The organism is Kineococcus aurantiacus (assembly GCF_013409345.1).
In the GTDB taxonomy this organism is placed as follows: domain Bacteria; phylum Actinomycetota; class Actinomycetes; order Actinomycetales; family Kineococcaceae; genus Kineococcus; species Kineococcus aurantiacus.
In genome coordinates, this window is record NZ_JACCBB010000001.1 from 1,198,276 (window position 1) to 1,222,520 (window position 24,245).

General features: G+C 75.8%; 32 protein-coding genes, 3 tRNA genes and 2 riboswitches. Of the genes, 10 read left to right on the forward strand and 25 right to left on the reverse strand.

The genetic code is table 11. The features are described 5' to 3' along the window. Positions 1-72: 72 nt before the first annotated feature. A tRNA-His gene (locus BJ968_RS05680) sits at positions 73-145 on the forward strand. A gap of 88 nt (positions 146-233) precedes the next feature. Here BJ968_RS05680 and BJ968_RS05685 read toward each other — a convergent pair. Both BJ968_RS05685 and BJ968_RS05690 read right to left on the reverse strand, forming a co-directional pair. Beyond that, complete coding sequence (locus BJ968_RS05685) at positions 234-1,271, reverse strand: acyltransferase family protein (RefSeq protein ID WP_179749993.1); 1,038 nt, start codon at positions 1,269-1,271, stop codon at positions 234-236. A gap of 101 nt (positions 1,272-1,372) precedes the next feature. Beyond that, entirely contained in the window at positions 1,373-2,005 is a 633-nt protein-coding gene (locus BJ968_RS05690; RefSeq protein WP_179749994.1) for a hypothetical protein, read from the reverse strand. 159 nt (positions 2,006-2,164) lie between these two features. Here BJ968_RS05690 and BJ968_RS05695 point away from each other — a divergent pair, with 159 nt between their 5' ends. The 3 genes from BJ968_RS05695 (at position 2,165) to BJ968_RS05705 (ending at position 2,852) form a co-directional block, all read left to right on the forward strand. Beyond that, entirely contained in the window at positions 2,165-2,344 is a 180-nt protein-coding gene (locus BJ968_RS05695; protein WP_179749996.1) for a hypothetical protein, read from the forward strand. Positions 2,345-2,478: 134 nt separating this feature from the next. Beyond that, entirely contained in the window at positions 2,479-2,655 is a 177-nt protein-coding gene (locus BJ968_RS05700) for a hypothetical protein (RefSeq protein ID WP_179749998.1), read from the forward strand. Positions 2,656-2,779: 124 nt separating this feature from the next. After that, positions 2,780-2,852 (forward strand) — tRNA-Lys (locus tag BJ968_RS05705). Between the two features lie 167 nt (positions 2,853-3,019). On the opposite strand, the gene BJ968_RS05710 is transcribed toward BJ968_RS05705, so the two are convergent. Next, a complete protein-coding gene (locus BJ968_RS05710) occupies positions 3,020-4,615 on the reverse strand; it encodes a methyl-accepting chemotaxis protein (RefSeq protein ID WP_179750000.1) in 1,596 nt (531 codons plus the stop codon). Between the two features lie 110 nt (positions 4,616-4,725). After that, the gene (locus BJ968_RS05715; protein ID WP_179750002.1) at positions 4,726-4,971 is read right to left on the reverse strand and encodes a hypothetical protein; all 246 of its coding nucleotides are present in this window, start codon (positions 4,969-4,971) and stop codon (positions 4,726-4,728) included. A gap of 190 nt (positions 4,972-5,161) precedes the next feature. On the opposite strand from BJ968_RS05715, the gene BJ968_RS05720 reads away from it, so the two are divergent. After that, positions 5,162-5,234: transfer RNA gene (locus BJ968_RS05720), tRNA-Lys, on the forward strand. A 60-nt stretch (positions 5,235-5,294) separates the two neighbouring features. On the opposite strand, the gene BJ968_RS05725 is transcribed toward BJ968_RS05720, so the two are convergent. The 9 genes from BJ968_RS05725 to BJ968_RS05765 all read right to left on the reverse strand — a co-directional run bounded on the left by BJ968_RS05725 (position 5,295) and on the right by BJ968_RS05765 (position 9,251). After that, positions 5,295-6,149, reverse strand: a complete 855-nt coding sequence (locus BJ968_RS05725; RefSeq protein WP_179750004.1) for a diguanylate cyclase domain-containing protein — start codon at positions 6,147-6,149, stop codon at positions 5,295-5,297. After that, a complete protein-coding gene (locus BJ968_RS05730) occupies positions 6,098-6,334 on the reverse strand; it encodes a hypothetical protein (RefSeq protein ID WP_179750006.1) in 237 nt (78 codons plus the stop codon). The genes BJ968_RS05725 and BJ968_RS05730 overlap by 52 nt, the downstream gene beginning before the upstream one ends. Before the next feature lie 91 nt (positions 6,335-6,425). Further along, the gene (locus BJ968_RS05735) at positions 6,426-6,650 is read right to left on the reverse strand and encodes a LysR family transcriptional regulator (RefSeq protein WP_179750008.1); all 225 of its coding nucleotides are present in this window, start codon (positions 6,648-6,650) and stop codon (positions 6,426-6,428) included. Between the two features lie 14 nt (positions 6,651-6,664). Beyond that, complete coding sequence (locus BJ968_RS05740) at positions 6,665-7,234, reverse strand: hypothetical protein (RefSeq protein ID WP_179750010.1); 570 nt, start codon at positions 7,232-7,234, stop codon at positions 6,665-6,667. Next, positions 7,231-7,818, reverse strand: a complete 588-nt coding sequence (locus BJ968_RS26375; protein ID WP_179750012.1) for a DUF6286 domain-containing protein — start codon at positions 7,816-7,818, stop codon at positions 7,231-7,233. The genes BJ968_RS05740 and BJ968_RS26375 overlap by 4 nt, the downstream gene beginning before the upstream one ends. Continuing rightward, positions 7,815-8,231 carry an Asp23/Gls24 family envelope stress response protein gene (locus BJ968_RS05750; protein ID WP_179750013.1) on the reverse strand — a complete coding sequence of 139 codons (417 nt, stop codon included), beginning with the start codon at positions 8,229-8,231 and terminating at the stop codon, positions 7,815-7,817. Before BJ968_RS05750 ends, BJ968_RS26375 begins: the two co-directional genes overlap by 4 nt. Then, positions 8,224-8,403, reverse strand: coding sequence for a DUF2273 domain-containing protein (locus BJ968_RS05755; RefSeq protein ID WP_179750014.1), 180 nt, complete (start codon positions 8,401-8,403; stop codon positions 8,224-8,226). The genes BJ968_RS05750 and BJ968_RS05755 overlap by 8 nt, the downstream gene beginning before the upstream one ends. Before the next feature lie 28 nt (positions 8,404-8,431). Then, positions 8,432-8,782: an Asp23/Gls24 family envelope stress response protein gene (locus BJ968_RS24175; protein ID WP_179750015.1), complete on the reverse strand. Its 351-nt coding sequence runs from the start codon at positions 8,780-8,782 to the stop codon at positions 8,432-8,434. Between the two features lie 4 nt (positions 8,783-8,786). Then, a complete protein-coding gene (locus BJ968_RS05765; protein WP_179750016.1) occupies positions 8,787-9,251 on the reverse strand; it encodes an Asp23/Gls24 family envelope stress response protein in 465 nt (154 codons plus the stop codon). A 195-nt stretch (positions 9,252-9,446) separates the two neighbouring features. On the opposite strand from BJ968_RS05765, the gene BJ968_RS05770 reads away from it, so the two are divergent. Together BJ968_RS05770 and BJ968_RS05775 are read left to right on the forward strand one after the other, a co-directional pair. Continuing rightward, positions 9,447-10,040, forward strand: a complete 594-nt coding sequence (locus tag BJ968_RS05770; RefSeq protein ID WP_343077851.1) for an RNA polymerase sigma factor — start codon at positions 9,447-9,449, stop codon at positions 10,038-10,040. Next, on the forward strand, positions 10,037-10,513 hold the full coding sequence (locus BJ968_RS05775) for a hypothetical protein (protein ID WP_179750017.1): 477 nt from the start codon (positions 10,037-10,039) through the stop codon (positions 10,511-10,513). Before BJ968_RS05770 ends, BJ968_RS05775 begins: the two co-directional genes overlap by 4 nt. Positions 10,514-10,535: 22 nt before the next feature. Here the strand turns inward: BJ968_RS05775 and ppk2 are convergent, their stop codons facing one another. Further along, positions 10,536-11,366, reverse strand: a complete 831-nt coding sequence (ppk2, locus tag BJ968_RS05780) for a polyphosphate kinase 2 (protein WP_179750018.1) — start codon at positions 11,364-11,366, stop codon at positions 10,536-10,538. A 132-nt stretch (positions 11,367-11,498) separates the two neighbouring features. On the opposite strand from ppk2, the gene BJ968_RS05785 reads away from it, so the two are divergent. Continuing rightward, positions 11,499-12,779, forward strand: a complete 1,281-nt coding sequence (locus BJ968_RS05785; RefSeq protein ID WP_343077853.1) for an APC family permease — start codon at positions 11,499-11,501, stop codon at positions 12,777-12,779. Positions 12,780-12,926: 147 nt separating this feature from the next. Here the strand turns inward: BJ968_RS05785 and rpiA are convergent, their stop codons facing one another. Next, positions 12,927-13,646 carry a ribose-5-phosphate isomerase RpiA gene (gene rpiA, locus BJ968_RS05790; protein ID WP_179750019.1) on the reverse strand — a complete coding sequence of 240 codons (720 nt, stop codon included), beginning with the start codon at positions 13,644-13,646 and terminating at the stop codon, positions 12,927-12,929. Between the two features lie 154 nt (positions 13,647-13,800). Here rpiA and BJ968_RS05795 point away from each other — a divergent pair, with 154 nt between their 5' ends. Next, positions 13,801-14,640: a TIM barrel protein gene (locus BJ968_RS05795; RefSeq protein ID WP_179750020.1), complete on the forward strand. Its 840-nt coding sequence runs from the start codon at positions 13,801-13,803 to the stop codon at positions 14,638-14,640. Here the strand turns inward: BJ968_RS05795 and BJ968_RS05800 are convergent. The 8 genes from BJ968_RS05800 to BJ968_RS05835 all read right to left on the reverse strand — a co-directional run bounded on the left by BJ968_RS05800 (position 14,637) and on the right by BJ968_RS05835 (position 21,452). Beyond that, entirely contained in the window at positions 14,637-14,900 is a 264-nt protein-coding gene (locus BJ968_RS05800; RefSeq protein ID WP_179750021.1) for a hypothetical protein, read from the reverse strand. The genes BJ968_RS05795 and BJ968_RS05800 overlap by 4 nt on opposite strands. Before the next feature lie 42 nt (positions 14,901-14,942). Then, positions 14,943-15,392: a pyridoxamine 5'-phosphate oxidase family protein gene (locus BJ968_RS05805; protein WP_179750022.1), complete on the reverse strand. Its 450-nt coding sequence runs from the start codon at positions 15,390-15,392 to the stop codon at positions 14,943-14,945. Beyond that, positions 15,389-15,787: a pyridoxamine 5'-phosphate oxidase family protein gene (locus tag BJ968_RS05810; protein ID WP_179750023.1), complete on the reverse strand. Its 399-nt coding sequence runs from the start codon at positions 15,785-15,787 to the stop codon at positions 15,389-15,391. The genes BJ968_RS05805 and BJ968_RS05810 overlap by 4 nt, the downstream gene beginning before the upstream one ends. 83 nt (positions 15,788-15,870) lie before the next feature. Then, positions 15,871-16,362 (reverse strand): GNAT family N-acetyltransferase, encoded by a 492-nt coding sequence (locus BJ968_RS05815; protein ID WP_179750024.1) that lies wholly within the window; start codon positions 16,360-16,362, stop codon positions 15,871-15,873. Beyond that, positions 16,359-17,984, reverse strand: coding sequence for a dipeptide ABC transporter ATP-binding protein (locus tag BJ968_RS05820; RefSeq protein ID WP_179750025.1), 1,626 nt, complete (start codon positions 17,982-17,984; stop codon positions 16,359-16,361). Before BJ968_RS05820 ends, BJ968_RS05815 begins: the two co-directional genes overlap by 4 nt. Beyond that, positions 17,981-18,829, reverse strand: a complete 849-nt coding sequence (locus tag BJ968_RS24180) for an ABC transporter permease (RefSeq protein ID WP_343078233.1) — start codon at positions 18,827-18,829, stop codon at positions 17,981-17,983. Before BJ968_RS24180 ends, BJ968_RS05820 begins: the two co-directional genes overlap by 4 nt. Positions 18,830-18,867: 38 nt before the next feature. Next, positions 18,868-19,863 carry an ABC transporter permease subunit gene (locus BJ968_RS05830; protein WP_179750027.1) on the reverse strand — a complete coding sequence of 332 codons (996 nt, stop codon included), beginning with the start codon at positions 19,861-19,863 and terminating at the stop codon, positions 18,868-18,870. Beyond that, positions 19,860-21,452: an ABC transporter substrate-binding protein gene (locus BJ968_RS05835; protein WP_179750029.1), complete on the reverse strand. Its 1,593-nt coding sequence runs from the start codon at positions 21,450-21,452 to the stop codon at positions 19,860-19,862. Before BJ968_RS05835 ends, BJ968_RS05830 begins: the two co-directional genes overlap by 4 nt. 185 nt (positions 21,453-21,637) lie before the next feature. After that, a riboswitch (SAM riboswitch) is annotated at positions 21,638-21,730 on the reverse strand. A gap of 99 nt (positions 21,731-21,829) precedes the next feature. Continuing rightward, positions 21,830-21,943, forward strand: a riboswitch (SAM riboswitch). A gap of 100 nt (positions 21,944-22,043) precedes the next feature. On the opposite strand from BJ968_RS05835, the gene BJ968_RS05840 reads away from it, so the two are divergent. Next, positions 22,044-23,135 carry an LLM class flavin-dependent oxidoreductase gene (locus tag BJ968_RS05840; protein WP_179750031.1) on the forward strand — a complete coding sequence of 364 codons (1,092 nt, stop codon included), beginning with the start codon at positions 22,044-22,046 and terminating at the stop codon, positions 23,133-23,135. A 23-nt stretch (positions 23,136-23,158) separates the two neighbouring features. Here the strand turns inward: BJ968_RS05840 and BJ968_RS05845 are convergent, their stop codons facing one another. Both BJ968_RS05845 and BJ968_RS05850 read right to left on the reverse strand, forming a co-directional pair. Further along, entirely contained in the window at positions 23,159-23,494 is a 336-nt protein-coding gene (locus tag BJ968_RS05845; RefSeq protein ID WP_179750033.1) for an LLM class oxidoreductase, read from the reverse strand. Positions 23,495-23,584: 90 nt separating this feature from the next. Further along, positions 23,585-24,232 carry an LLM class flavin-dependent oxidoreductase gene (locus BJ968_RS05850; RefSeq protein WP_179750035.1) on the reverse strand — a complete coding sequence of 216 codons (648 nt, stop codon included), beginning with the start codon at positions 24,230-24,232 and terminating at the stop codon, positions 23,585-23,587. Between the last annotated feature and the right edge of the window lie 13 nt (positions 24,233-24,245).

Genomic DNA, 24,245 nt, shown 5'->3' on the forward strand with positions numbered 1-24,245 from the left:
CCTGGAGCAGCCCGGCGCGCGTGTATCCTCGTCCCGAACGCGTGCGCTGCTCCGGCGGTGCGGGCGGTCGTGGTGGGTGTAGCTCAGCTGGTAGAGCACCTGGTTGTGGTCCAGGAAGTCGCGGGTTCAAGTCCCGTCACTCACCCCGCTCAGAGGGCCCCCGACCGGGACACCGGTCGGGGGCCCTCCTGCGTCTGCCGCCACCGCGAGCGCACCGGCGCCCGCCGGGTCCCTCAGAGCAGGACCACCCGCCGCCGCCCCGGGAGCGCGAAGAGCCAGGGCAGCCTCCGCCGGGCGGGTCCGTGCAGGGCCAGGCTCGCCGCCCCGGCGAGGACGGTGAGGACGGGCACGAGGAGCAGCCCGGCGGTGCCGCGGGGGGCGAGGACGGCTTCGAGGAGGGCGACGGCGGCCGCGACGAACGGCACGTGGAGGAGGTAGACGGGCAGGGTGCGCTCACCGAGCCCGGCGACGACGCCGTTGAGCCCGGGGACCCTGGCCACCTGGACCGCGAGGGCGACGCCGAAGGCGACGGCCACGCAGGACAGCGCCAGCCGGACGCCGGGGACGGTCTCGAGGTCGGCGCGCAGGACGACGGCGCTGCCGGCCGCGACCGCGACCGCGAGCCCGGCCGTGGCGGCCGCGGTGACGCGGGCGGCGAAGGCCTCGACGTGGCGGCGCAGGTGGGTGCCGACGAGGAAGAAGACGTAGTAGGTGGCCATGTTGCGCCAGGCCAGGTTGTCGATCCAGAGGCGCTCGGACCCGACGACCGCGGACGCGGCGGCGGCCACGGCGAGCTGGACGGCGACGGAGACCCGCAGGGTCGCCTTGGCGAGCACGGAGAACACGGCCAGGGCGTAGATGAACCACAGCCCCGTGCCGGGCAGCAGCGGCGACCGGAGCAGGGCCGGCAGGTCCCCGTCGAGCCCGTGGGGGCGCACGTCGGGGACGACCTGGAACAGGGCGAACCGCAGCACGGTCCAGAGCAGGAACAGGTAGGCGAAGAACAGGACGCGCTTGCGGGCGACGACCCCCCAGGGCCGGCTCAGGGCCCCGGCGGCGAACAGGCCGGAGGCGAGGAAGAACAGGGGCATCCGCACGGTGGCGGCCTGGTCGTTCAGGGTGACCACCGCGTCCGGCAGCCAGCCGGGCGCCTTGGCGAACGTGACGACGTGGTGGACGACGACGAGGGTGATGGCGAACGCCTTGGCGACGTCGACCCACAGGAGCCTGGCGCGTGTCGGGGTGGGGGCCTGCACGGTCTGCTCGGTCAACGTCCACTCCCTGTCCAGGTCATCCGCACGAACGACCCGGGAGCTTGCCAGACGGTGACGCTTCGTCGCCAGGGTGTGATCATCGCCACCCGGGGCGGTGTTCAGCCGTGCTGCTCCTCGCTGCGGGTGATCCGGGTGCGGCCGATGGCCAGGAGCTGCTCGCGCAGCCAGAGCAGGTAGGCGTCGCGGTCGGCCCGCAGCCCCAGGGAGATGACGGCCTGCCCCACGACGTCCCAGTGGTGGAGCCCGGCGACGGGCAGCACGACGACGCGCAGGGAGAACGGGCGGATGCGCCAGCCGAGCTCGCGCTCGACGGCCGTGACGAGGTTGGTCTCGAACAGCGCGCTGGGGGCGCGGGCGACGACGCGCCTCTCGACCTCGCGGGCCCGCGCGCACCAGGTGACGGCGTCGTCCATGCCGAGCTCGGCGAGCCCCCGCAGCTCGGGGCGGCCGGTCAGCCCGGGGTAGCGCGGGGGCAGGATCGAGGTGAGCGCGTCGGGGCCGCCGGGGAAGTGCTCGACCCACCAGGCGGCCCACTGCCGCGCGGCGACCTCGAGGCCGGCGACGTCGGCCCCGGCGGCGCGCAGGGACCGGGCGGGCGGGTCCAGCGGGGGCAGGTCGGGCAGGATCGGCGAGGTGGGCGGGGTCAGGCCGGCCGCGTCGCGCAGGTGCAGCGCCAGCAGCAGGGACTGGGGCATGGTGAGGTCGATCCCCCACCGCCCGACGTCACGCACGCGTCCACTGTGCTCGGCCGCGGACCGCTCGTCCACCGGTGGGGGCCGCCGGTGGGTCCGGGGGCGTGGGTCGCGGTCCGGGTCGTCATCCCCAGGGGTGATGCGCGGGTACGGCGCGTGACCGATGCGCCGGCCGGGGCGCGTCCCTACGGTCGGGTCATGACCGCTCCGGTGCTCACCCGCTACCCGCTCGACGTCTCGGCCGCCCGTCGCCGGCGCCGGCGGATCGCGGTCGTGGTGGCCGCGCGCCGGGAGCAGTCCTCCCGCGCGGGCGGGGCCGCCCGCGCGCAGGACCGGACGGGCGGCGCCCGCCGGGGTGCCGACGACCACGCCGGGTGAGGGTCGCGGGCGCTGCGGCGGTGGCGGTGGTCCGGACGGGTCCTCCCCCGGGCGGCGTCTCAAGGACGACCGCGCGGCGGACGACGACTTGTGCATCCCCCGGTCGCGGGGGCTGTCACCACCTCGGAGGAAGCATGACGCACGAAGGGTCCCTGCCGGCCGACACCGCCCACGAGCCGGTGATGGAGATGCTCTCGGAGCACATCCCGCTGTCGCTGATCATGGACATGGTGTCCCCCGACGGGCCGCACTCGGCGGAGCTGCTGGCGGCCGAGGGGCTGCCGGACCAGGAGTGGTGGAAGCAGGGCTGACCCGCCCGGCGACCGCGGCACCTCGCACGACCTGCGCGCATCCGGCCCCGCGGACGACTCCCCGTCGTCCGCGGGGCCGGATTTCTGCACGACAGCACAGGTCTGCTACGGTTCTTCCCGTTCCGCGCTACTAGCTCAATTGGCAGAGCAGCTGACTCTTAATCAGCGGGTTCATGGTTCGAGTCCATGGTGGCGCACCCTCACTCCCCCGGCGTCGTCCCGGCGTCGGGGTCCGACGTCCCCGCCGCACGACGACGTGCGCTCCCCGACGTCGCTGATCCCCCTCGACCCAGCCGCCGTGGTCGCACCGCACCGGTGCGGGCCCCCGGGTGGGGGCCCGCACCGGTGACGACCCGGCCCCGGTTCAGACGCGGAAGCGGCTGACGCTCTCCTGCAGCTCCGCGGCGGTCCGCTGCAGGGCGTCGACGGACGCGGTCACCTGGGACAGGCTGTCGCGGTCGCTGACGCTGGCCGCGGACACGGCCGACAGGGTGGTGGAGATGTCGTCGGCCCCGGCCGCGGCCCCGGCGACGGTGCGGGCCAGTTCGCCGGTCGTCGCGGTCTGCTCCTCGACCGCCGCGGAGATCGAGGCCTGGTAGTCGTCGATGCGCCCGATGACCTCGGCGATCCGGGAGATGGCGGTGGCCGCCTCGGTGCTGCCGTGCTGGATGGCCGCCACCTTGCGGGTGATGTCCTCGGTGGCCGTCCCCGTCTCGTGGGCCAGCTCCTTGACCTCCCCGGCCACGACGGCGAAGCCCTTGCCGGCGTCGCCGGCGCGGGCGGCCTCGATGGTCGCGTTGAGGGCCAGCAGGTTCGTCTGCTCGGCGATGGACGTGATGGTGCCCACGACGGTCGCGATGGCCTGCGTCGCCTCGCCCAGGGCCGCGACCGCGCGCCCGGTGGACTCGGCCACCTCCACCGCTTCACGGGCCACCGAGGCCGAGGCCTGCATGCCCTGGGAGATCTCGGCGATGGAGGCGCCGAGCTCCTCGGCGCCCGCGGCGAGGGTCGCGACGTCCGCGGAGATCGTGTCGGCGGCCGAGGCCGCGCGGACGGTCTCCCCGCTGGTGTGCGCGTTGGCCCGCGACAGGGCCTCGGCGCGGGCGGCGAGCTCGTCGGACATGGCGCGCACGGTGCGGGCCAGCTCGGAGACGCTCTCGACGGTGCGCCGGGTCGCCCCGGCCGCCTCGCGCAGCGAACCGGCCATCTCGCGGAACTCGTCGCGGCCGTCGACGACGGGGTCGACCGTGAGGTCGCCGGCGGCGATGCGGTCGAGGTCCCCGACGGCGCGCCGCAGCGGGACGACGATGCTGCGGGTCAGGACGACCAGGAGCAGCACGACGAGGAGCGCGGCGCCGACCAGCACGGCCACGACGACGGTGCGGGTGCGCCGGGCGTCGCGCCGGGCGTCCACGGCGGCGGCGGCCGAGCGCGCCTGCACGGACTCCGCGAGCTGCTGGGTGCTGTCGAGGATCTTCGCGTAGGTGACCCAGCTGCCGTTCTCGATGGCGTCCTCGGCGCCGGCGACGTCACCGGCCCGGTAGCGCGCCACGGCCTCCTCGTCGTCGGCGAAGTACTCGGCCCACTGGGCGCCGATGGTGTCGTCGAGCCGGCGTTCCTCGGCGGTCATGAGGTGCACGGGGGCGGCGGCCAGCAACGCGCGCAGCGCCTCCTGGTCGGCGAGGAAACCCGCCCGGTTCGCCGAGTCGGGCTGGACGGCGGCGACGGGCCCGACGCGGTAGGTGTCCCAGGCGTAGGCGGCCTGCCACCCGCTGACGTCGGCGTCGTAGTAGCGCTGGTCGGCGACGTACCGGGACAGGACGGCCAGGTCCTCGGCCCGTTCCAGGGCCCGGGACTGCTCCCGCCCACCGAGCAGCGCGGTGACGCCCGTGCCGACGAGCAGCGCGAGCACCACCCCGAAAGCCATCGCCAGCCGTGCCCCGACACGGGCGCGGCGCACCAGTGCCACCATCGGTGTTCTCCCCTCGTGTGCCGCACGCGCCGCACTCGCCGGGGAGTTCGGCTCCGGGGCCGCCCGGCTTGAGCCCGCGCGGTCCGGGGATCCGGGGCCTACTGCTGCTCGGCGCGCTTCTCCACGAGGTACGTGTGCCCGCCGACGGTCACCCGTTCCCACTGGCCGTACCCGGTGCTGGCCTCCTCGGGGGTGCGCGGGCCCCGCTGGGGGCCCTCGTACGCGCCGACCTGGGCCGGGCCGGTGAAGGAGAACGCGGCGTCCAGGAAGAGGTCGAGGAACCGGTTGCGGGACCGGGGCCGTTGCAGGTTCTTCGGCAGGCCGCGCGTGACGTCGAGGGCCATGGTGCTGCTCCTGTTCACTCCACCACTCACTTCGTTCACCAACACTTCGCCCACTAATTATCGTCCCGCGCGGGCGCGGGCTCAACCCGTGGGTGCCCGGGGTGACCGACACCACACCCCCCAGCCGCGGCCGCCCGCCGCTCGCGGTGGTCGGGACGGCACCCCAGCTCTGCTACCGTTGTCCTCACAAGCGCTACTAGCTCAATTGGCAGAGCAGCTGACTCTTAATCAGCGGGTTCATGGTTCGAGTCCATGGTGGCGCACCCGATCGAGCAGACCCCCGGCCAGTCCTGGTCCGGGGGTCTCCTCGTTCCCCGGCCGGCTCACCCGGCGGCGACGACGACCTGGTCCCGGCCCCCGCGCTTGGCGGCGTACAGCGCCGCGTCGGCCCGGTCCAGCACCTCCTCGGCGCTCTCCCACTCCCGCACGCAGGCGATCCCCGCCGAGAACGTCACGTCCGAGACCTGCGCCCACGTCGCCCGCACGTGCTCGAGCACCACGGCGGCCCGCTCGGCGTCGGTGCCCGGCAGCAGCAGGAGGAACTCCTCCCCTCCCCAGCGCGCCGGGCGGTCGGTGTGCCGGCACGCGCGTCGCAGCACCCCGGCGAACCCGCGCAGCAGCTCGTCCCCGGCGGCGTGACCGCGCTGGTCGTTGACGCCCTTGAACCCGTCGAGGTCGAGCAGCGCCACCGCCGTGCCCGGCGGGACGGCGACCAGCAGCGACCGCATCCCGCGCCGGTTCGGCAGCCCCGTCAGCGGGTCGGTGACGGCCGCCCGCTCGAACTGGCTGGAGACCGCCGCGAGCGCCAGGAGCTGCCGGCGGGCGTCGAGCAGCCTGCCCACCACGCGCCCCAGCATCGCCACGCCGCGCACCTGCTCGGGCAGCAGCGACCGGGGGTGGCGGTCGGCCACGCACAGGGACCCGACGCCCACGCCGTCGGCCGCGACGACCGGGACCCCGAGGTAGAAGGACAGCCCGGCGTCGAGGTGGGCCCGGCTGCGGCTGAACTCGGGGTCGTGCCCCACGTCCGGCACGAGCACCTCGCGGCCCGTCGCGACGACCCGGGCGCACCAGGACTCCTCGAGCCCGGGCCCGGGCCCGAGGTCACCCCCGACGGTGGCCAGGGTCACCTGGTGGTGCCGGCCCAGCACGTTGATCGCCGCCAGGGGGTCCGGCACAGGGCCGCGGCGGCCCCGACGACGTCGTCGAAGTCCTCCCCCAGGGGGCGGGCGGTGATGCCGTGACGGGCCAGGGCCGCCAGGCGCTCGTCGTCGGCGAGGTCCTCACCCGCGGGCACGTCGGCTCCCGGGGCCCGGCGCTGCGGGGGCACGCCGTCCGGGACGCCCTCGTTCACGGACGTCACAGGGCCCTCCGCTCACCGAGGTCGGGTGTTCCGGCGCGAAGGTACTGGCAACCGCGGGGGGCGGCAACGGCGAGCGCGCGCCGGCGGTCCCTCAGTCCGGCTGCGCCGCGAACCGCTCGAGGAGCTCGAGGGTGCTGCCGACCCCCAGACGCGCCCGCAGCCGGGCCAGGCGCTGCGCCACCTCGGCGACGCCGGTGCCCAGCTCGCCCGCGGCCGCGACGGCGCTGCGGCCCTCCCGCAGCGCCCGCAGGAGCCGGCGCTCCTCGGCGGTGAACCCGTTGCCGGGTCCGGGGTCGCCGCCCGCGGGGTCGGGCACGCCGGCCGGCCTCCTCAGTGCACCCGCCGGGAGCGGTCGTCGCGGGCCACGCCGAGCCGGACCCGCCCCTTGACGTCGTCGCGCCCGAGCACCTGCCGCAGCTGGGCGCTGACCTCGTCGGCGGCGGTGGAGACCTCGCGCAGGTCGGCCGTGGGCTCGACGACGGCGCGCAGCTCGACGACGAGCTCACCGCGGTCGCGCAGCGCCCGGCCCGTGGCGCTGCGCACCCCGGGCAGGAGGGCGAACTGCGCCGCGGCCGCCTCGACCGGCCCGTCGACGGCCACGTGCAGCCGGCCGCCGGGGCCCGACCCGGGCAGGGTCAGGGTCGACACGCCCCGCCGGGGGACGTGGGCCAGCAGCCACCACAGCGCGAGCACCGCGAGCACGACCGCGCCGATCGCGGTCGCCACGAGCCACCAGGGGGCGCCCACGACGTCCGGCAGCGCGACCCGGTCGGGCACCGCCGGGAACCACCGGTCGGACCAGCCGGTGGACCACCCCGCCGCGGCCACCCCCGCCAGGACCAGGACGAGCCCCAGCACGACGGCGACGAGCCGGTCCACGGCCAGCACCCGGCGGCTCACGAGGTCCCCCCGACGGCGCTGGTGGGACGGGCGCCGGGCGCGGCGGCGACGGCCGCGGGCGCCTCCAGGCGGACCCGCACGCGGGGCGCGGGGTCCAGCCGGTCCAGGGCCGTGCGCACGGCCGTCTCCACCGTCGCCCGCACGAGCGGGGTGGTGGCCGAGACGGTCACGTCGACGCGACGGCGGCCGGCGCGGGAGGAGGCGTGCAGGACGCCGTCCTGCTGCCGGGCCGCGCCCGTCGCCAGCCGGGCGACGTCGCGCGTCGTCGTGGTGGCCGACGCCGAGCCCTGCAGGCGCACGGTCCGGCGGGAGCGCCGGGAGAACCCGGTGGCGACGAGCCACAGGCCCAGCAGGACCGCGACCGCACCGGCGGCGGTGACCGCGGGCGAGCGGGTCGTGCCGTCGAGGCCGTCCAGCACGGGCCCGGCCCAGGAGCCGCCGCCGACGCGCCCGGAGGCCACGAGCGCCTCGCGGGCGAGGACCACGGCCAGCGCCAGCAGCAGGACGGCCAGGACGGGGCCGGTCACGCCGATCCGGCCGGCCCCGGTGGGCCGCTTCGCGGGGGGCAGGGGTCCGCCGTTCACCGCACCCTCCCCCGCTCGGGCCGGGCGTGGACGTACTCGGCCACCGTGACGTCGCAGGCGTCCACGACGACCCCGGCCAGCCGCGACAGCTCCTCCACGACGCCGGAGCGGACGCGGGCGGCCAGGTCGGGGGCCGGGACCGGCCAGCGGGCGGCCACCTGGACGCTCACGCGGACCCGGTTGCCCGCCCGGGTGCACTCGGCCGTGGGGTAGGTGCGCTGGCGCACCGTGTCCAGGGCGGAGTCCACCGCAGCCCCCAGCGTCACCCGGGAGCGGTCGGCGCGGACGCTGCCGGAGACCGAACCCGCTGCGGCGCGGGCGATCTGAACGACGGCGCGGTCGGTGACGACCAGCCGGCCGCGGGTGCCGGGGTCGGCGGCCGGCGCGTCCGGCAGGACGGCCGCCTCAGCCACGGCTGCGTCCGGGCAGCAGGGCCAGCAGGTCGACGCGCCCCTCCAGGTGGGCGCCGACGAGGTAGCCGATGGCGCCGAGCAGCAGGGCCAGCAGGAACCAGCCGAGGCCGGCCACACCGCCGATCAGCGCGAGCAGGAGACCGGCGATCAGGCCGGTCGTCGACGAGGACACGGGTTCTCCCGGGGTAGGTGGTGGGTGGTCAGGCGTCCACGTCGTCGACGTGGACGAGGACGGCGGTGCCGGTCAGGCCGTGCTCCGCCAGTTCGCGGGCGACGCTCGCGTGGACGTCCTGCGCGACCTCGCGGACCGGGGTGCCCGGCCGCAGGACGACGTGGACCTCCAGGGGGGCCCGGCCGGCGAGCACGTCGTCGCCGACGCGGACACCGGGGACCCGGCGGCCGGGCAGGTACGTCCCGAGCTCGCCCAGGGCGCCGGCGTGCAGCCGGGCGACCCCGGGCACCGCCCGGACCGCGGCGGCCACGTCGTCGGCGAGCTCCTCGACGCCGACGGGGCCGCCGGCGGGGCCGCCGGGGGTGCCGGTGGGGTTCACCACGTCACTGCACGCGGGCCGTGCGGGTCTCGGGCTCGTCGTCCTCCTCGGGCAGGTGGACGTCGGAGACCTCGAGGTTGACCTCGGTGACCTCCAGCCCGGTCATGCGCTCCACCGAGGCGATGACGTTGCGCCGCACGGCGGCGGCGAGGTCGCTGATGGCGACGCCGTACTCGGCGATGAGCTCGATGTCGACGGCGGCCTGGCGCTCGCCGACCTCGACGGACACGCCCTGGGAGTGGTTGACCCGGCCGCCGGGGATGCGCTCGCGCAGCGCCCCGACGGCGCGCGCCGCCCCACCGCCGAGGGCGTGGACGCCGGAGACGTCGCGGGCGGCGATGCCGGCGATCTTGGACACGACGGTGTCGGCGATGGTCGTCACGCCGTGGTCGCTGGCCAGGCCCGAGGGGGCGGCGGCGCTGGTGACGCCGTGCACGGCGGTCGGCTTGGTGAAGGTGCTCTCGCTCACGTTTCCTCCTGCGGTGGGCCGGTCGCCGAGCGACCGGATCGGGTGCGTACGGAGGGTTGGAGCGCCGTCCCGGCAGATCGTCACGGCAACTTGAGGGTGATCCGCGTCACACTGCCGGCGGAGCTTCGGGTCGCGCCCGGCCCCGTCACGTGCTGCGATGCCCCCGGCCCCGCAGACCGGACGTGGAGCGATCGTGTGAGACAGCCAGCTCCAGACCACGGGGCGGCGGGTGAGGACCCGCGGACCGACGACGTCCTGGCGCGCCGCGCCGCCCTCGGCGACCGCGACGCCTTCGCCGTCATCGTCGACCGCCACGGCCCCGCCCTCATGCGCTACGCCGGACGGCTCCTCGACGACGCCGACCAGGTCGAGGACTGCCTGCAGGACACCCTGCTCGCCGCCTGGCGCGGCCTGCCGGGCTTCCGCGGCGACGCGAGCCTGCGGACGTGGCTGTTCACCCTCACCCGGCACGCCGCCTTCGCCCGGCTGAACCGCTGGCCGCGGTCCGGCTCGCGCCCCTTCCTGCCGGTCGAGGAGGTCCAGGACCAGCTCCGGGACTTGCGCCCGGGTCCGGAGGGGGAAAGCCTGGACTCCGCGCTGCGTGAGGCCCTGGACGTCGCGCTGCGCCTGCTGCCGCCGCGGCAGCGGACGGCCTGGGTCCTGCGCGAGGTGGAGGGACTGAGCTACACCGAGATCGCCGTCGTGCTCGGGACCAGCAGCACGGCGGTGCGCGGCCTGCTGGAACGGGGCCGCACCACGTTGGCCAACACCCTGGAGGAGTGGCGGTGACGACCCAGTCGGACCGGCCCGGCGCGCACGGCGCGCGCGTCCTGGCCGAGGCCACCGCCGCCCTGCGCCGCCACACCCCGACCGGGTGGCAGGACGTCCGCACCGACCTGATCGCCCTCGCCCGCCGCGCCCACCGCCCCTCGGCGCCGGTCCGGGGCCGGCACGACCTCGGCGAGTTCCTGCTCGCCTCCGACGTCCTCGTCGGCGACCTGCGCGCGGCCGTGGACCCCGTCCGGGACGTCTCGGTCACCGCCGTGCACTGCGCCACCGACGACCGCGCGCACCTGACCGGGGTGACCGTCGAGGTCGCCGCGCTGTTCGGGACCCACCTGCCCTCGGCCGGCCGGGCCGTGCGCGCCGCCGTGGACGCCACCCTGACCGACCTGCTCGGGCCGTTGCGCCCGCCCCCCGAGGCCGTCGACGTCCACGTGCACGTCGGCGACGTCGTCACCGACCCCACCGCCGTGGACTGACCGGCCGCACCGGTCCGGGACCTCAGCGCCGCAGGGCGGCCGCCACGTCGGGCACGTACCGGTGGGACTCGCGCGGGGGCCGCACGTACCCGCCCGCCGCCGGCCGGGGCCCCAGGGTCAGCTCCCGCGGCGGGAGCTCGACGTAGGGCACCTGGTCCAGGACGTGCGCCAGGCAGTTCAGCCGGGCCGCCCGCTTGTCGTCGGCCTCCACGACCCACCACGACGCCCAGGGGGTGTCGCACCGGGCGAACACCTCGTCCTTGGCCCGGGAGAAGTCGACCCAGCGCCGCCGCGCCTCGACGTCCATCTCCGACAGCTTCCAACGGCGCATCGGGTCCTCCAGCCGCGACCGCAACCGCTTCTCCTGCTCGGTGTCGCTGACGGAGAACCAGTGCTTCAGCAGCAGGATCCCGTCGTCGACCAGCATCCGCTCGAACTCCGGGGCCTGCACCAGGAACCTCTCCAGCTCCTCGGGGGTGCAGAAACCCATGACCCGCTCGACACCGGCGCGGTTGTACCAGGACCGGTCGAACAGCACGATCTCCCCCGCCGTCGGCAGGTGCTGCACGTAGCGCTGGAAGTACCACTGCCCCCGTTCCCGCTCGGTCGGGGCGGGCAGGGCGACGGTGCGCGCGGTGCGCGGGTTGAGGTACTCCGTCAGCCGCTTGATCGTGCCGCCCTTGCCGGCCGCGTCCCGCCCCTCGAAGAGGATCGCGACGCGGGCACCGGTCCGCACGACCCAGTCCTGCAGGACCACGAGCTCGCGCTGCAGCTCCAGCAGCCGCGCCTCGTACGCCGCCCGGGGCACGCGGCCGACGCCGCCGTCCTCGGGGTCCCGCTGCCTCTTCGCCATCGTCGGGTCCTCCCCCGGGTCGCCCACCGTCCTGCCCGATCGTGTCCCGCCGCCGCCCCGGCCGCCAGGGCACGCGCCGCCCGCGCCGACCCCGGTCGACGGTGCCGCGGGCGGGGCGGGGAGGATCCGCCCGTGACTCCCTCCGCGCAGGACGTGCCCGGCGGCCTGACCCGACGACTCGGCCGCGGTGACGCCGTGGCGATCGGACTGGGGTCGATGCTCGGGGCCGGTGTGTTCGCCGCCTTCACGCCCGCGGCGGCCGCCACGGGCTCCGGCCTGCTCCTGGGCCTGCTCCTGGCCGCGGTCGTGGCCTGGTGCAACGCGACCGCGACGGCCCAGCTCGCCGCGGCGCACCCCAGCTCCGGCGGGGTGTACCTGTACGGCCGCGAGGAACTGGGCCCGTGGTGGGGCTTCCTGGCCGGCTGGGGCTTCGTCGTGGGCAAGACGGCCAGCTGCGCGGCCATGGCCGCGACCTTCGCCGCGCACGTCGTCCCCGGGCCCTGGCAGCGGCCCGTCGCGGCCCTGGCCGTGGTGGCGCTGGCCGTGGTCAACCACCACGGCATCACGCGCACCGCCCGGCTGACCCGGGTCCTGCTCGCGGTGACCCTGACCGCCCTGGCCGTCGCGGTCGTCGCCGCCCTGGCCGGTGGCGGGCCGGGGGCGGCGGCGTTCGAGCGCACCGGTGTGGACCCCGGCGGGGTCCTGGCCTCGGCCGGGCTGCTGTTCTTCGCCTTCGCCGGGTACGCGCGCGTCGCCACGCTCGGCGAGGAGGTCCGCGACCCGGCCCGCACGATCCCGTGGGCCGTGACGGTCGCCCTCGCCGCGGCCGTCGTCGTCTACGCCGTCGTGGGCGCGGCGGTGCTGGCCGCGCTGGGCCCGGCCCGGCTGGCCGTCCAGGACGCCCCGCTCGTGGCGGCCGCGCAGACCTCGGGGTGGGCCTGGGCCCCGCCCGTGGTGCGGGTCGGTGCGGCGGCCGCGGCGCTGGGCGCGCTGCTGGCCCTCGTCGCCGGGATCGGGCGGACCGGTCTGGCGATGGCGCGCCACGGCGACCTGCCGCGGGCGCTGGCCGCGGTGCACCCCCGCCACGCCGTGCCGCACCGCGTCCAGACGGCCCTCGCGGTCGTCGTGACCGTGCTGGTGCTGAGCGTGGACCTGCGCTCGGCGATCGGTTTCTCCTCCTTCGGCGTGCTCGTCTACTACCTCGTGGCGAACGTGGCGGCCTGGGGCCAGCCCCGCGACCGGCGGCGTTTCCCGCGGGTCCTGCAGGTCGTCGGTGCGGTGGGCTGCGTGGCGCTGGTGGCGGCGCTGCCGCCGCGCTCGGTGCTCGCCGGACTCGCCGTGTTCGCCGTCGGGATCGCCTACCGGGCGTGGCGGCTGCGGCGGCAGGCCCGGCGGGGAACCCTGCCGGCCTGACCCCGGAGTTCCCGGGCCCGCACGCCGGCGGTCGCCGCTGGCCGGTGACCCGTTGCGCCGCAGCGCGGGACGAGCTGGACGGTGGGCGCGGGCGACACCGGGGAACGCCACCGGCTCCCCGGGCCCGGCCCGTCGCCGGGCCCGTCCTCAGCGCCGCTGCGGGTGCAGTTCGCGCAGTTCGGAGGACCCGTCGGGGCGCCCGACGACGACGGCGTCGGCCACCTGGATGAACAGGCCGTTCTCCACGACGCCGGGGATCTGGTTCAGCTCGAGGGCGAGCGTGGCCGCGTCCCGGATCGCGGTCAGCCCGATGTCGAGCAGGTGGTTGCCCGAGTCGGTGACCACGAGCTCGCCGTCCTTGAGCCGGCGCGCCGGGTCGGGGAACTCGTACCCGTGACCGCGCAGCAGTTCGGCGACCAGCCGGGTCGTGCTGGCCCACCCGAAGGGCAGGACCTCGATGGGCAGCGGGAACCGGCCCAGCTGCGGGACGAGCTTGCTCTCGTCGGTGAGGATGACCGTCCGCTCCGCGGCGCGGGCGATGATCTTCTCCCGCAGCAGGGCCGCGCCCCCGCCCTTGATCATGTCGCCGTGGGGGTCGAGCTCGTCGGCGCCGTCGACCGCGAGGTCGAGGCGGGGGTCGGTGTCGAGGTCGGTCAGCCGGATCCCGAGGCTGAGCGCGAGGTCGCGCGTCGCGGTGGAGGTGGGGACGCCCACGACGTCGAGGCCGTCGGCGACCCGTTCGGCCAGGGCCCGCACGAACGCGTGCGAGGTCGACCCCGACCCCAGGCCCAGCCGCATGCCGTCGCGGCACAGCTGGGCGGCGGCTCGTCCGGCGGCCTGCTTGGCCAGGTCCTGCGTGGTGGTCACCGTGGTCCCCTCCGAGTGGTCGCCGTCGGGCACGGCGAGGTTGGCCTGCACAGCATCCCGACTGCCCCCGGAGGTGTCGACCCCGGGTCCCCTGCCGACCGCGGCGGGCGGGCGGGCGCCGGTAGCGTCGGGCGGGCCGACCCGAGGAGGACCCGTGCCCGATCCCGCCCTGGTGGCCACGTGCTGGACGACGGCCGGCTCGGCCCGCCCGCTGGACGGCTCCGAGGTCGCTTCGCACTCCCCGCTGGACCGCGTCCGGGCCGTCGCCGAGGGCGGCTGGGCGGGGCTGGGGCTGGCCCACGCGGACCTGGAGCGGGTGCGCGCGACGACGGGTTTCGCCGCCCTGGCCGCCGCGGCCCGGGACGCGGGGCTGACGCACGTGGAGGTGGAGCTCGCGAGCGACTGGTGGCGCGAGGAGGCGGCGTGGCGGCCGCGCTGGGAACTGCTGCTGGAGGCGGCGGAGGCGTTCGACTCCCCGTTCGTCAAGGCCGGCACGGCGTTCGGCGAACCCTGGGCCGACCTGTCGCCGCTCGTGGGCCCGTTGCGCCGGCTGGCGGCCGAGGCCGCGGACCGGGGGACGCGCGTCGCGCTGGAACCGCTGCCGTTCTCGATGGTCGGGTCGGTGCCGGCCGCCGCCGACCTGGTGCGCGCCGTGGACCACCCCGGCGCGGGCCTGGCCGTGGACCTGTGGCACGTCGTGCGGGCCGGGACGACGCTGGCCGAGCTGGAGGCGTGCCTGACGGCGGACCTGGTCGTGGCCGTCGAGCTGGACGACGCCGACGCCGATCCCGTCGGGACCCTCTTCGAGGACACCCGGGACCGGCGCCGCTACTGCGGTGAGGGCGCCCAGGACGTGCGGGGTTTCGTCGACGTGCTGCGCCGGGTGGGTTTCCGCGGGCCCTGGGGCGTGGAGATCCTGTCCGAGGAGCACCGCGCGCAGGACCTCGGCAGCGGTCTGGCCCGGGCCCGGCGGACGGCCCTGGCCTGCTTCTAGTCCTCGCACCACCCCTCGCGCCAGACCCGGGCCGCGGCGAGGAAGTCGCGCAGCGCGGGCGGCTGGGCGTAGACGGCGTAGCTGCGCCCGGCCAGCTTCAGGGCGACGGCCACCGCGGCGACGTCGACGCCGAAGCCGCGCAGGTCCTCGGCGAGGTGCTCGGGGACGAACTCGCCGGGGGCGAGGGTCAGGAGGTCTTCGCGGGCGGCGGGTTCGAGGTGGCGCCACCAGGACGCCACGGCCGCACTCTGTTGCTGCACGACAAGGGTGTCGGCCGCGACGGGGCGGGGCTCGACGGCCGCTCACCCGACCGGCGGCACCGCACCACCCGGACGGGTCCGCGCGTCACGGGCCGCACGCCCCCCGTCGAGGGCGAAGCCCTCCAGGAGGGCGAGGTCGACGGCGAAGAACTCCTCCCGCGGCCCCGGCGCCCACACGTCCAGCGCCCGGCGGACGTCCTCGCCGGGCTCCTCCCGGCGGCAGCGGCCGGTCACGGTGACGCTCCACCCCGCGCCGGGACCGTCGGTCCCCTCCGCGTCGACGTTGAAGGCCACCACGGCGTCCCCGACGCAGCGCGCCACGGCCGTCCCCGCGGCCGTGCGGAAGTGCAGGGCTCCGCCGGCCACGGCGTAGTTCAGGGTCGCCACGGCGGGCAGCGCGTCCTGCGTGAAGACGACCCGCCCCACCCCGCGCTCGCCGAGCAGCCCGCGGCACCGCGCCGGGTCCAGGCGCTGCGGCCCCGGCGCGCTCACGCCGCCCGCCGCAGGCGGCCCAGCACCCGGCCGGTGAACCGGACGGCGTCCAGCGACAGCAGCCCGGCACCGCCGGCGTCGGCCGCCAGGGCGCGCGCCGCCGCGGGGGCGGCGCGCGGGGGCTCGGTGCGGGCGGGCCCCAGGACGGTCACGCTCCAGCCCGCCCGGGCGCAGGCGTCCACGTGGTCGACGTGGAAGGCGAGCACCCCGCCGTCGCGGTGGCCGGCCAGGGCCGTCCAGGCCGGGACGGGGAACCACAGCCGGTCCCCCCACAGGACGTAGGGGCGCGGCACGACGGCCGGCAGCGCGTGCTCGGTGAAGACGACGCGCCCGCGGCCCCCGGCGCCGAGCAGGGCGCGGCAGGCGTCGGGGTCCAGGTCGGCGAGGTCGTCCACCTCCTGAGCGTGCGCCGCGGGCGGCGCGGGCACGAGGGTCCTTGGTCCCCCTCAGCCGGGCCCGGCCACCCCCGCGGCGGGTTTCACAGCAGCTCCTTCTCGAAGGCCAGCGGCCCGATGGTCTCGGGGTCGGCCGCGACGTCGAACAGCGGCCGGTACCCGGTGGTCAGGTACAGGTGCTTGGCCTCCGGCTGCCGCGGGCCCGTCGTCAGGTGCAGCCGGGAGTACCCGGCGGCGACGGCGCGCTGTTCGAGTTCCTGCAGCACCCGGCGGGCCAGCCCGCGCCGGCGGTGCGCGGGGTGGGTCCAGATGCGCTTGAGCTCGGCCGTCCCCGGGGAGTGGCGGCGGTAGGCGCCCCCGGCGACCGCCGCGCCGTCCTCCAGCAGCAGCAGGAGCACCCCGTGCGGTGCGAGGAACTCCTCGGCCGGGTACCGCTCGAGCTCCTGGCGGACCTGCTCGGGGGTCCCGCCGTACCGGGTCCCGTACTCGTGGGCCAGGTCGTCGAAGAGGGGCTGCGCCAGCGGGTCGGTGGTCCCCACGACCCGGACGACGAGTTCGGCGGGTGCGGCGGTCACTGGGCGTCCTCCAGGGCCCGCCGGCCGGGGATGGCCTCGAGCAGTTCCACGGTGTACTCGTGCTGCGGGTGCGCGAACACGTCCTGCGCGGGGGCGAACTCCACGAGTTCCCCGCGCCGCATGACCCCCACCTTGTCGCTGATCTGGCGGACCACGGCCAGGTCGTGGGAGATGAACAGGTAGCTCAGGCCGTGGTCGGCCTGCAGCTGCACGAGCAGTTCGAGGATCTGCGCCTGCACGGACACGTCCAGCGCCGACACCGGCTCGTCGCAGACGACGAACTCCGGTTCCAGGGCCAGGGCCCGCGCGATCGCCACCCGCTGCCGCTGACCGCCGGACAGCTCGGCGGGGCGGCGCTCGAGGGTGTCCGCGGGCAGCCGCACCTGGTCCAGCAGGGCGGCGGCCTTCCTCCGGCGCGAGGTGCGGTCCCCGACGCCGAACGCGCGCAGCGGCTCGGCGATCGTGTCGCCCACGGCGACGCGCGGGTCGAGGGAGGCGTAGGGGTTCTGGTAGACGAACTGCAGGCGCCGGCGCAGCTGCCGCCACGCCGAGCCCCTGGCCCGCGAGGTCTCGACCCCGTCGAACCGGACCTCCCCGGAGGTGGGGCGTTCCAGGCCCAGGACGAGCCGGGCGGTCGTCGTCTTGCCCGACCCGGACTCCCCCACCAGCCCGACGGTCTCGCCGCGGCCGATGTCGAAGCTGACGTCGGAGACGGCGGTCTGCACGTTCCCCCGCCCCGGCAGGGGGAACTCCTTGACGAGCGAGCGCACCTGCACCAGCGGCTCGGCCGGGCGCGGCGCCGGCGGGGCCGTCCGGGCGCGCGGGGTGGCGCGGATCCGGGCGCTGTGCAGGCTGGGCGCCGCCGCGAGCAGCGACCGGGTGTACTCGTGCACCGGGTCGGTCAGGACCTGCTGGGCCGTCCCGACCTCCACGACCTCCCCCTGCGACATGACGACGACGCGGGAGGCCCGGTCGGCGGCGACGGCCAGGTCGTGGGTGATGAACAGCACCGCCGTCCCGGCCCGGCGGGTCAGCGACTCGAGGTGGTCGAGGACCTGGCGCTGGACCGTGACGTCGAGGGCGCTGGTGGGTTCGTCGGCCACGAGCAGCCGGGGCCCGGCGGCCAGCCCGATGGCGAGGAGGACGCGCTGGCGCATCCCGCCGGACAGTTCCGTGGGGTACTGCCGCGCCCGCACGGCCGCGTCGGGCAGGCCGGCGGCGGTGAGCAGCTCGACCGCCCGCAGCCGGGCCGCCGCCCCCTTGGCCAGGCCGTGGACGTGCAGCGCCTCGGCGACCTGGTCACCGATGCGCTTGACGGGGTTCAGCGACAGCGTCGGGTCCTGCGGGACGAGCCCGACGCGGGCTCCGCGCACCGACCGCCACGCCCGCTCGCCCAGGCCGACGAGCTCGTCGCCCTCCAGGAGCACCGAGCCGGACCCGACCCTCCCGCCGGCGGGGAGCAGCCCCACGACGGCGTGGGCCGTCGTGCTCTTGCCCGAGCCGGACTCCCCCACGACCGCGACGACCTCACCGGGGTGGACGTCGAACGACACCCCGTGCACGACCTCGCGGTCGCCGTAGGAGATCCTCAGGTCGCGGATGCTCAGCAACGCCTCGCTCACGGCGCCGTCCCCTTCTCCAGGGCCCGGGCGATCCGGTTGGCGGACAGCACGACGGCCGCCACCACCAGCCCGGGCAGCGTCGTCAGCCACCAGGAGGTGGCCAGGTAGTCCCGGCCCCCGGAGACCAGCGAACCCCACTCGGGGGTCGGCGGTGGCGCACCGAAACCGAGGAAGCTCAACGAGGACACCGCCAGGACGGCCACCCCGAACTCCAGCGCCGACAGGGCCAGCACGGGACCGGCCGCGTTGGGCAGGACGTGCCGGAACAGGACGCCCGTCGTGCGGACCCCGCTGGCCCGCGCCGCCTCTACGTACACGGCCGCGCTGACTTTGAGCACCTCCGAGCGCATGACGCGGGCGAAGTTGGCGACCGTGCCGATCCCCACGGCGACGGCCACCTTCACCGTGCCGAAACCCAGTGCCGTGATGAGGGCCATCGACAGCAGCAGCGCCGGGATGGACAGCAGCACGTCCATCGTCCGCATGAGCACGTCGTCGACGACCCCGCGGACGAAACCCGAGACGAGGCCGAGGAGGGTCCCCACGACCAGGCCGATGAGGACCGCCAGGACGGTGGCCTGCAACGTCAGGCGCGCCCCGTGCACGACGCGGGAGAACAGGTCGCGCCCCAGGTGGTCGGTGCCGAACGGGTGCGCCGCCGACGGCCCCTGGAGCCGGTCGGCGGTGGTCCCGTCGATCGGGCTCTGGGAGGTGAACAGCGACGGGAACGCGGCCCAGGCCAGCACCAGCAGGACGACGAGCCCGGCCAGCACCAGGTCGGGGCGCTCGAGCCACGACGGGACCGGCCGCCGGGGTGCGGCGGCCCGGCGGTAGCGCTCGTCGATGTCGAGGACGTCGAGGACGGCCTCGGGGGCCTGCCGGCTCACGAGGCGCTCCCCACGAGGGTCCGGGTCGAGGGCCGGGGCCGGCGCGGTGCCCCCTGGACCCGCACGCGCGGGTCGATCACCGGGTAGAGCAGGTCCACGACGAGGTTGGTGACGACGAAGACGGTGGCGGCCAGCAGGACGAGCCCCTGCACCAGCGGGATGTCCTGCCCGTTCACGGCCGTCACGGTGAGCCGGCCGATGCCGACCCGCGAGAAGACGGTCTCCACGACGACGGCCCCGGCGAGGAGGTTGCCCACGATGACGCCGCCGATGGTCAGCGCCGGGAGGGTCGCGTTGCGGAAGGCGTGCCGCAGGTGGACCCGCGCCCGGGAGGCGCCCTTGGCGCGGGCGGTCTCCACGTACGGCTCGGCCAGCGCGGTGCGCAGCCCGCGCGCCAGGACCTGCGCGATGGAGGCCGACACCGGGATCGCGAGCGTCACCGAGGGCAGGACGAGGCTCGCCGCGCCCTCGTTGCCCAGGGCCGGGAAGACCGGGACCCGGAAGGAGAGGACCTGGATGAGCAGCAGGCCGACCCAGAACGTCGGCAGCGAGACCCCCAGCGGCGGCAGCGCCAGCAGCAGCGTGCGCACCCACGCCCAGCGCGTCCAGGTCGACAGGAACGCGGTCCCGACCCCCAGGACGAGGGCGAGGGCGAGGGCCGACGCGGTCAGCAGCGCCGTCTGCGGCAGCGCCTGCCCGATCTGGGAGGTCACCGGCGCGCCGTTCTGGATGGAGGCGCCGAGGTCCAGGTGCAGCGTCCTCCACAGCGCGTGGGCGTACTGCACCGGCAGCGGGTCGTCGAGGCCGTGCTCGGCGCGCAGGGCGGCGACCTGGGCCGGGTCGACGGTGGACTGCTCCCCGCCCTGACCGCCGGCGAGCATGATCTCGACGGGGTCGCTGGGCAGCAGGTAGAGGATGACGAACGTCACGGTGTAGGCCGCCCAGAGGACGACGACGGCCTGCCCCAGCCGGCGGGCGACGTAACCCGTCACGACTGCTTCCAGGCGTCGTAGAACCACAACCGCGAGGAACCCTCGAACTGCAGGTCGTGCACGTCGTCGTGGGCGGCGATGACGGTGGACAGCTCGAAGAGGGGGATCGAGTGGGCGTCCTCCACGAGCAGCTTCGAGGCCTGCGCCACGAGCTGGGCGCGCTGGGCGGTGTCGGGGGTGGCGGCCTGCTGGGTGAGCAGGTCGTCGACCTGGCTGTGCGCGCGGTGGTTCACGTTGCGCGTCTCGGTCGAGAAGATCGTCCGCAGCACGTCCGGGTCGGACCGGGTGAGGTTGTAGAACAGGACGTCGCAGTCGCCGGAGTTCTGCAGCGCGGTCGTCTCGGCCGTGGTGCCCTGCTTGAGCTGGAGGTCGATGCCGACCGCGCGCACCTGCTGCTGGACCAGTTCCAGGACGGCGGTGGTCGACTGCCAGAACGTGACGGTGACGGTGAGCTTGCGGCCGTCCTTCTCCCGGATCCCGTCCGCCCCCTCGACCCAGCCGGCCTGGTCGAGCAGCGCGTTCGCACCGTCGACGTCGAGGGCCAGGGCGGCGGAGTCGTCGGGGGCCGCGGGCGTCGAGGCCGACAGCGCCGAGCTGACCGCGACGTCGTCGGGGTTGAGGATGCTGACGAGCTGCTCGCGGTCGATGGCCTTGGAGAAGGCCTGCCGGACGCGCTCGTCGGAGAAGATCGGCCGGGACTCGTTGGGGAAGAAGTTGTACGGGATCCCCGGGTTCGCGCGGCGCTGCGTCCAGAACCCGTTGCCGTCGAACTGCGGCAGGTCCTGGGAGGCGATGCCGGTGGTGGCGTCGATCTGCTTCGACTGCAGCGACCCGGTGCGGACGCTGGCCTCGGGGACGACCTGGTAGGTGATCGAGTCCAAGTGGGCCTCCCCGGAGTGCTTCGAGCCCGTCGGCGCCCAGTCGTAGCCCTTGCGCTTGTCCAGCACCGTCTTGTCGTCCTTGGTGTAGCTGCCCACCGTGAACGGCCCCGACCCCACGAGGGTGCTCCCGTCGCAGCGGGTCGCGGGGTCGGCCGTGGTGGTCGGCACCGACAACAGGCCCAGCGACATCGTGGAGGTCGCCTGCAGGAACTGCGCGCTGGGCGCCGAGAACGTCACGACCGCCGTCTGCGGGTCCGGCGTCTGCGTCCCGGTGTACCCCTGCAGGTAGGTCGACCCCAGGGAGGCCTTCGCCCCCAGCGCCACGATCCCGTCGAGGTTCGCCTTGACCGCCGCGGAGTCCACGGGGGTCCCGTCGGAGAACGTCGCCCCCTGCCGCAGGTGGAACGTGAAGGTGGTGGCGTCGGGGCTGACCTCCCACGACTGCGCCAGCCACGGCTGGATCTTCCCGTCGAGGTCCTGCACGGTGAGGGAGTCCACGAGCTGGCGGCCGATGTTCAGCGCGTCGTTGTTGCCGACCTGCTGCGGGTCGATGCAGCCGGAGTCGACGGAGATGGCGAAGGTGAGGTTCCCACCGTCCACGGGCGTGGCGTCCGCGGGGTTCTGCGCGCTGCTCTGCCCGCCGCTGCACGCGGTGAGGACGAGGAGGCCGGCGAGGGTGAGGGCGGACAGGGGCGTGCGGGTGCGCAAAGGGGCTCCAGGCTGGGGGAACGGCGGAGGTGCGCACCGGCCGGAGGCGTGCGGTGCGCGGGCGCGCGGGAACGTCTCCCGCGCGCTCAGGGGGCGCTGGTCAGCGACAGCCGGAGGAACCGGTCAGGCAGAAGTCGACGACGCGGCGCCAGATCGCGGTGTGGGACGTGCGGTCCACGAGAACTCCTCCATCGGTCCTGGCGGAAGCACCCGCGCCCGTCTCCGGGGGGTTGCTGCGGCGTCTCTGAGCCAGGTCTCTCAGCCGCTCTGGATGGTGTGCCCTGCCACCATAGGGGACCGCGCACCGGATCCTCAAGACCCGCCCGTCCCCACCCGTCGTTGACGCCGGGATCGTCCGCGTGCCACGCTCCGGAACAGGTCACGAGTGCTGCCGCGAAGCCCCGGCTCGGCAGCCGGCAACCCCCTCGCACGGCGTGGGGTGCCCCGGGTGAGGACCCGGTCCTGCGGAACCCGCAGGGCAAGGCAGTGCTCCGCGGGCCCCCGCGGCGCGACGTCCCCCGGCACGACTGCCGCCCAGGCCACCGCCGGGATCCCCCGCCCGCCGTTCCACGACACCGGGAGAACCGACCCGTGAAGTTCCTCGCGATGACCCTCATCACCCACACCCCCGACCCGGTGACGGGGGTGTGGCCGACCCAGCACGAGCGCTTCACCGAGGTGGTCGAGAACGCCACCCTGGCCGAGCAGTGGGGTTTCGACGCCTACGGCGTCGGGGAACGGCACGAGCGCCCGTTCCTGTCCTCCTCCCCCACCGTCGTCCTCTCCAACATCGCGGCCCGCACGTCGCGGATCAAGCTGTTCACGACCGTCACGACGCTCAGCCTGCTCGACCCGGTGCGTGCCTACGAGGACTACGCGACCCTGGACCACCTCGCGGACGGCCGCCTCGAACTCATCGTCGGCAAGGGCAACGGCGCGGCGCAGGCGAACCTGTTCCACGTCACGACCGACGACCAGTGGGACCGCAACGCCGAGGGGTACGAGCTGTTCCGCCGGTTGTGGCGGGAGGAGCAGGTCACCTGGCAGGGCCGGTTCAGGCCGTCGCTGGACCGGGCCGAGACCTGGCCGGCCCCCTACCAGCGCGACCTGCGGATCTGGCACGGCAGCGCGACCAGCGAGGAGTCGGTCGAGGTCGCCGCGGCGGCCGGGGACCCGCTGTTCTCGGCGAACGTCACGTACCCGATCGACACGTACGCCCGGCTCGTGGAGCACTACCGCGAACGGTGGGCCGCGCACGGGCACGACCCGGCCGACGCGCTCGTGGGAGCGGGTTCGGCGGGCAGCTTCGTGGCCCGCACCTCCCAGGAGGCGCGCCGGGTCTGGCGGCCGCACTTCGAGGCCCGCCAGAAGGCGTTCGCCGGCAGCGGTGTCCCGGCGGTGTGGGAGGACTTCGAGGACTTCCTCGCCCGCAGTTCCGCCCTCGTCGGCTCCCCCGAGGAGGTCGTCGACAAGGTCGGCCGCTACCACGCCCGGTTCGGGCACGAGGTGACCGCGCTGCACTTCGACCGCTCCGGGTTCAGCGAGGCGCAGCACCGCGAGAACTGGGACCTGTTCACCACCGACGTGGCCCCCGTGCTGCGGCGGCAGTTCCCGTCCCGGCCGCTCGTGCCGGCCCCGGCGCAGGCGCAGGGCCGCGCCCCGCTCGTCCCCGCCGCGTCCTGACGCGGACAGTTCCCGGCACGACCTCAGCCCAGCCCCAGGTTCCCCCGCAGCGTGCCCGCCGCGTACTCGCGCCGGAAGAGCCCGCGCTCCTGCAACCGCGGGACCACGAGGTCGGTGCACGCCTCCAGCCCCGCCGGCACGTGCGTGGGGATGACGGTGAACCCGTCCGCGGCCCCGTGCTCGAACCAGTGCTGCAGGTCGTCCGCGACCTCGTCGGCGGACCCGACGAGGAGCCGGTGGCCGTTGGTCGCCGCCGCGTGCCGCGCCAGTTCCCCCAGCGTCCAGCCGGCCCGCGCCGCGGGCCCGAACAGCAACGCCACGCGGCTGCGTCCCAGGGAGCTGGGCGGCAGGTCCCGCACGGGTTGCTCCGGGTCGGCCCCCGTGAGATCCAGCCCGGAACGCCACGACAGCTGCCGCAACCCGGCCACCGTGTCCTGCAGCTCCTGCAGCTACGCCCACACCTCCTGCGCCGCAGCGCGGGTCGCCGCGACGACCGGCAGCACACCGGGGAACACGAGGACCTGCTCCGGTTCACGTCCGTGCACCCGGGCGGCGGCGTGGACGCGCTCCCGGAAACCTCGTCCCTCGGTGGGGTCCTGCGCGACGGTACAGACGACGTCGACGAACTCGGCCGCGCGCAGGTAGCGGGTCGCGTGGTCGGGGAACCGCGCCGGCCCGAAGTTCGCGACCACGTCGGCGAACTGGCTCGTGACGGCGTTCCAGCCGGCCCGGCCGTGGCTGATGCGGTCCAGCGACGCGAACTGCCGGGCGAGGTCGCAGGGCTCGCTGAACGTCGTCGACGCGGTCGCCACCAGACCGAGGTGCCGGGTCCCGCGGGCCACGGCCGCCAGCAGCGTCAGCGGCTCGACCGCCCGGACGGGACCGTCGTGCCCCGGCCGCGGCGCGGTCAGGGCGTCCTCGCAGAAGAACAGGTCGAACCGGGCCCGCTCGGCCAGCTGCGCCGTGTGGACGATCCAGTCGACGTCGTCGGCCCGTCCCCGCGCCCCCGGCAGCCGCCACCCGCCGGGGCTCGGTTCGACGCGGTGGTGGGTACCCGGCCGGCGTCCGGTGGGAGGGCGGTCGTGCGGGCCGGGCACCGCCGGTGCCCGG